General features: G+C 57.2%; 6 protein-coding genes. 4 read left to right on the forward strand and 2 right to left on the reverse strand.

Going from position 1 to position 6,005, the window contains the following annotated elements:
* Positions 1 to 222 precede the first annotated feature (222 nt).
* Together CW305_RS06530 and cadR are read right to left on the reverse strand one after the other, a co-directional pair.
* The gene (locus tag CW305_RS06530) at positions 223 to 684 is read right to left on the reverse strand and encodes a methyltransferase family protein (RefSeq protein ID WP_017246261.1); all 462 of its coding nucleotides are present in this window, start codon (positions 682 to 684) and stop codon (positions 223 to 225) included.
* 265 nt (positions 685 to 949) lie between these two features.
* The gene (gene cadR, locus CW305_RS06540) at positions 950 to 1,402 is read right to left on the reverse strand and encodes a Cd(II)/Pb(II)-responsive transcriptional regulator (protein WP_017246263.1); all 453 of its coding nucleotides are present in this window, start codon (positions 1,400 to 1,402) and stop codon (positions 950 to 952) included.
* 235 nt (positions 1,403 to 1,637) lie between these two features.
* Here cadR and CW305_RS06545 point away from each other — a divergent pair, with 235 nt between their 5' ends.
* The 4 genes from CW305_RS06545 (at position 1,638) to CW305_RS06560 (ending at position 5,552) form a co-directional block, all read left to right on the forward strand.
* Complete coding sequence (locus tag CW305_RS06545) at positions 1,638 to 3,920, forward strand: heavy metal translocating P-type ATPase (RefSeq protein WP_017246264.1); 2,283 nt, start codon at positions 1,638 to 1,640, stop codon at positions 3,918 to 3,920.
* A 16-nt stretch (positions 3,921 to 3,936) separates the two neighbouring features.
* Positions 3,937 to 4,299, forward strand: coding sequence for a DUF3703 domain-containing protein (locus CW305_RS06550; RefSeq protein WP_017246265.1), 363 nt, complete (start codon positions 3,937 to 3,939; stop codon positions 4,297 to 4,299).
* Between the two features lie 8 nt (positions 4,300 to 4,307).
* Positions 4,308 to 4,766 (forward strand): hypothetical protein, encoded by a 459-nt coding sequence (locus CW305_RS06555; RefSeq protein WP_017246266.1) that lies wholly within the window; start codon positions 4,308 to 4,310, stop codon positions 4,764 to 4,766.
* 225 nt (positions 4,767 to 4,991) lie between these two features.
* The gene (locus CW305_RS06560; RefSeq protein WP_017246267.1) at positions 4,992 to 5,552 is read left to right on the forward strand and encodes a hypothetical protein; all 561 of its coding nucleotides are present in this window, start codon (positions 4,992 to 4,994) and stop codon (positions 5,550 to 5,552) included.
* The last annotated feature ends 453 nt before the right edge of the window (positions 5,553 to 6,005 follow it).

Below are 6,005 nucleotides of genomic sequence, written 5' to 3' on the forward strand. Positions count from 1 at the left end.
GGGTCGAGACACGTCCTGGCCGCTACTAATGCGCTCTGTGGGCGACGACCAGCGTTGTCAGTCAGCCGACAGGGATCGCCGCGCACCGAACACCGGCTTGCAGCGTTTTTACACGCTCTGGGCCAAAAGCGGCCATTCAACTTCTAGGCCGTTGCCACGAACTATTGCTTTGGAAGACCGCTGTCTTCCAGATGGCGACTCTAAACGATGGACAAACTAATGTTAAAGCCAGCGGCGAACCTGGGTTTGATAAGCCGAATACTCGCTGCCGAACAGAGTTATCAGAGCACGCTCCTCGGGCCTGATCTGGAAGCGATTCATATACAGCACAAACCCCAGTACCCCAAACAAGGCAATTGGTGAGGCCAAGTAGCAGGCCCAGGCCAGCAGCAACAGGGCAAAGCCGACGTACATCGGGTTGCGTGAGTATTGATAGATACCCGAGCGCACCAGTGCCGATGCGGTTTCAGGCTTCAGCGGATTGACGGTGGTCTGCGCCTGCCGAAACGACAGTACGCCGGCCACGCTGAAGCAAACGCCAACGGCCACCACTAGCAGCGCCACCAGTACCCGCACTGAATGCGCCAGGTCGAGGCCCGGCACATAGCGGGCGGCCAGCCACATCAACAGCCCAAACAGAGCGGTCACAACCGGCGGGGGTATCTTGTTTTCCAGTGCTCGCATAAAAACTCCCGATTAAGCAGCCATGACTTTTGCGCCAGTCGCTATGTTTAGCGCACTTTTTGCAGTTCGCTCTGCACCAGTTCTAGCAGCGGCTCAGGGCCGAACTTTGTCAGCAGCTTGGCGTTGCAACCAGTATGCACAGCAGCTATCGAGCTGGGCGGTTCATCTTGATGACGAAGCTCCCATTAAGGCCGGGGGTGGCCACTACAACGTGAATCGCGCCGGGGGCTTGTAACTACTTTTCCGCGCTCTTCTAAGGCGATGGTCAATGACGGTGGCTTTTCCCAACATGGGTGTGCCCGTCATCCGGAAGCGCACTGACTCCGCCAGTGGTGTTCAGGCGCTGGAGAATTCCACACTCGTCTACGCCCCGCTCAGAGGCGCAACGGTGTCGTAACTCAACCAGCTGTTGTTGCAGGGCCAGCAGGCTGGTCACGCGCGCTTGCACATGCGCAATGTGCTCATCCACTAAGCTATTCACACCTTCACAGTTTCCCTCTGGCCGATCCATCAGCGCCAACAAACTTCTGATCTCGTCCAGGGTCATGTCCAGTGTTCGGCAGTTACGGATGAACGTAAGCCGCTCAAGGTGCTCACTGCTGTAAAGGCGGTAGTTGCCCTCACTGCGAGCCGGAGCCGGCAACAGCCCCTCACGCTCGTAATAGCGAACCGTTTCAACCTGGCAATCGGCAAGCTTGGCCAGCTCTCCAATTTTCATGAAGCACCTCTTCGACAAACGCTTGACCCTGAAGTGGCTTCAGGGTGTTCACTCTGCACAACTGATCAATGAGGATACCTTCATGGCTGGCTGCTGCGGTGACGAATACAAACCTGAAGCGGTTTCAAAGGATGTCTGCTGTGACGCCAACGAAGCAAGCAACTGCTCTGCCACAGTGGCTACAGCGGTAAATACCGTAACCGGCTCCAGGCTCAGTAGCTTCCGCATTGCGCAAATGGACTGCCCTACCGAGCGGACGCTGATTCAGGACAAACTGAGCAAGCTCGCAGGCATCGATAAGCTCGACTTCAACCTGATCAATCGGATTCTTGGGGTATGGCACAGCTTGCCGTCGACCGCGCCTATCGAAGCGGCGATCTCGTCCCTGGGCATGCAAGCAGAGCCGCTATCTGCTGAAGGGCAAGCCCGCATCAAAATCGAACAGATGGACTGCCCAACGGAAGAAAAGTTAATCCGCGACAAGCTGACCTCACTACCCGGTATCAGTGCGCTGGAGTTCAACCTGCTTCAACGTGTACTGACGCTCAGCCACTCAGCAGAAGCCCTGCCAGTAGCACTGGCAGCTATTCGCGAGCTTGGTTTCACGCCAGTGGTTGAGGGTTCCGCAGCAGCAAACGAAGAAGCGCAAGGCACCCCGCGCAAGAAGGCCTGGTGGCCCTTGGCGCTATCGGGGGTGGCCGCCGTATCGGCGGAAGTGATCCACTTTGCCGAGCTTGCGCCAGATTGGGCTGTGGCTGGCATGGCGCTGCTCGCCATTCTGCTTTGCGGCCTGACGACCTATAAAAAGGGCTGGATCGCGCTGAAGAACCGCAACCTGAACATCAATGCGCTGATGAGTATCGCGGTGACCGGTGCGGTGCTGATTGGGCAATGGCCAGAAGCGGCCATGGTCATGTTCCTCTTTTCTGTCGCCGAGTTGATCGAAGCGAAGTCGCTGGATCGGGCTCGCAATGCCATCCGTGGCCTGATGGATCTGACGCCAGAGCGCGCCACGGTGCAGCAGATTGATGGCACATGGCTGGAAGTTGACGTTAAAACCATCGCCGTAGGCGCATTGGTTAGGGTTCGACCGGGCGAGCGAATCGGCCTCGATGGCGAGGTTACTGCCGGCAACTCCACCATCAACCAAGCGCCGATCACAGGGGAAAGCTTGCCTGTAGAGAAAACCATTGGCGATCCGGTTTTTGCTGGAACCATCAATGAAGCCGGCTCCTTGGAATACCGCGTCCTGGCCGCCGCTGCCAACACCACGCTGGCACGTATCATTCACGCGGTCGAGGAGGCGCAGGGTTCACGCGCGCCGACCCAGCGCTTTGTCGATCAATTCGCCAAGGTATACACCCCTGTCGTATTCCTATTCGCCCTGGCTGTCGCCATCGTGCCGCCACTCTTCATGGCCGAGCCCTGGTACGACTGGATCTACCGTGCCCTGGTACTGCTGGTGGTTGCCTGCCCTTGCGCCTTGGTCATCTCGACACCTGTCACCATTGTCAGTGGTTTAGCTGCGGCTGCACGCAAAGGCATCCTGATCAAAGGCGGCGTTTATCTGGAAACTGGCGGCAAGCTTGGCTTCCTGGCCCTCGACAAGACCGGAACCATTACCCATGGCAAACCCGTGCAAACCGACTACATGCCGCTGGTTGAACAGGACTCAGAACTCAATCGCACCCATGCTGCCAGCCTCGCCAGTCGCTCTGACCACCCGGTTTCGCAAGCGATAGCCAAGCATGCCACTGAGAATGGCCTGACGTTCGCTACCGTTGAGGGATTCGAAGCCCTGCCGGGTCGAGGTGTACGGGGCACCATTGATGGCATGGATTTCCACCTGGGTAACCACCGTCTGGTGGAAGAGCTTGGCCTCTGCTCACCCGAGCTGGAGGCGACGCTGGAACGTCTCGAACGCCAAGGCAAAACAGTGGTGGTGTTGTGCAATCCGCAGCGTGCCATTGCCCTGTTCGCGGTTGCCGATACCGTCAAAGACTCCAGCCGCCAGGCAATCGAGGAGCTTCATGCGCTGGGTGTGAAGACCACGATGCTGACCGGCGATAACCCGCACACCGCAGAAGCCATCGCACAGCAAGTGGGCATCGACGAAGCACGCGGTAATCTCCTGCCAGTCGACAAATTGCAGGCCGTTGAAGCATTGCAGGCGCGTGGCTACGTTGTTGGGATGGTCGGCGATGGCATCAACGATGCGCCGGCGCTGGCGAAGTCCGAAATCGGGTTCGCCATGGCCGCTGCCGGCACGGACACGGCTATCGAAACTGCGGATGTAGCCTTGATGGATGATGACCTGCGCAAGATCCCGGCCTTTATCCGCCTGTCCCAACAGACCGCCGTCATCCTCAAGCAGAACATCGTGCTGGCGTTAGGGATCAAGGCTCTGTTTCTCGCCATTACTCTAACGGGACAGGCGACGATGTGGATGGCAGTCTTTGCAGACATGGGTGTCAGTCTGCTGGTGGTGTTCAACGGCCTGCGCCTGCTTAAAAAGTAGGAACGGAGGATTGAAGATGAAAGCAGCATTGCAACTTGCAATTGAACAAGCCTTTCAACAGGCCGAGCACGCCATGCAGCAGAGGCGTAATACCGAGGCCTTTCAATGGCTGGAGCGTGCGCACATCCTGACTCAACGCCAGCCCTTGCCGCACGCCAGATCACACTGGCTGATGCTCACGCTCGGTTGGCAGATTGGCGATTATCGCGAGGTGGCCGGGCAAATACCGCGCATTTTCGCGGCCTTGTTGTTCTCCAGAATCTGGGTGCCCCTCGGCAATACAGGCCGCTCCAGAGTCAGTGCTTTCAAGCCCATGCCGGTTCCTGAAGAACTCCAGACCTTGCTTGCGAGTGACGAGCAAAACCTATCCAGCCGGTGATTGCGCCCATGCAAGTCGATCTCGCCACCCAACTGCCGTGCCCACTTGCAGAGGTGATCGCCCAGGTGCGCACACCACGCCTGCTGCGTCAGGTTGCTTCACCCTTATTGAGTTTCAGCCCGCTGGCTCCGGCTGAGTTTCCTGATACCTGGAGCGAGGGCACCTACTGGGTCAAGCTGAAGTTATTCGGCGTACTTCCCATTGGCCGTCAGGCGATTGTGATTACCTACCCGCAGATGGAAAACGCTCAGACCTTCATGCTTAGAGACAACGGCTATAGCCCGCTGATCACCAAGTGGGATCACGTCATTACGGCTCAAGAAGTGAGTGGCGGAACGCTTTACCGAGATCGCGTGACTATCGAGGCCGGCATCCTCACCCCGTTCGTGTGGCTTTTTGCGCGTCAGTTTTACGCCCACCGTCAGCGCCGCTGGGCAGCTTTGGCGGCAAATGGCTTTAGCTACTGAAGCACGCCATGCCCAGACAGGGCTGCTCACCTAGAGAGCAATACCTCTTGGCCACTGAAAATTCGCTCCCCCAGGCAACCTCCTTGGTCGGGGCAGCTTTAATACAACCTGTAGCAGGTACGGGGTCAACTTTTGACCTGCATCAGGCTACACCCGTCTTCGAGGTCTATATTGACTACTGGTGACTCACCCCACGACCCACTTTCACCTGCAAGGAACTGAGCAATGAAAGCACCAAAACTCGCCGCCTTCGCTTTGGCGGCTGCGCTTTTTCCGGCCTTAACCTTTGCGCAGCAGGACTCCAGCGCCACCAGCCAGGCTCAACAGCAGCCAATGAGCGTTGAGCAATTTGATCAAGAGATGGCGAAGGCACAAGAAAACCTGAAGAAAATGCAGGAGCAAATGAGCCAAATTCAGAAAGCTAGCGACCCTGCACAGCGTCAGAAACTGATGCAAGAGCACCAAACCATGATGCAGCAAGGAATGCACATGATGAACGGAATGCGTGGTGGCGGAATGATGGGGTGCTGCGGAGGGGGCATGAAGGGCGGTCACATGATGGGTGACGGTCAGATGATGGGCGGTGGCCACATGATGGGTAACGGTAAGATGATGGGTGGGGGTCACATGATGGGCTGGGATCAAATGGGCAGCCACTACTCCCAGATGACGCCTGAGCAGATGAAGCAGCATCAATACATGATGGACAGGTACATGGGTATGCAGCAGATGATGATGGATCAGATGATGCAGCATCAGCAGCATATGGGCATGCCACAGCGCTGAGACTTCACACTTATTCCACGGACAGCATGCTGTTCCCGTACGGTATGAATACTTTCATGCGCCAGCCCAACTCACACTAAGGGGCGTTGGGCTGGCGCCCACCGATTCAATTTTTGGCTCACCTGAAGATTCAGCGCTAAAGCACCTGTAAATGGTGACTCTTGTGTGCGCGCCGTCGACGCATCAACCAATAGGCGGCACGAATACGTCAACTCTGTATCAGCGGACACCTGCATGTATGGCTGGCTAATGGCTGCTTTTGGCCGACTTCTGCCTGTCGCAACCGGTCGCTTTGGGTCGATAGCTGCCTGCTACCAACGCCCGCTCCCGGCCCAGAGTGTGTAAAAACGTCTGATCGAACCCTTGCTATGCTTTCGGGCGATTCCATCGCAAGGGTCACCCATGAAGCGCTTCATTCAAGGTGAGCATCGAGGCCAAAGTACGTTGCTCCCC

This window comes from Stutzerimonas kunmingensis, from assembly GCF_002929225.1.
Taxonomy (GTDB): domain Bacteria; phylum Pseudomonadota; class Gammaproteobacteria; order Pseudomonadales; family Pseudomonadaceae; genus Stutzerimonas.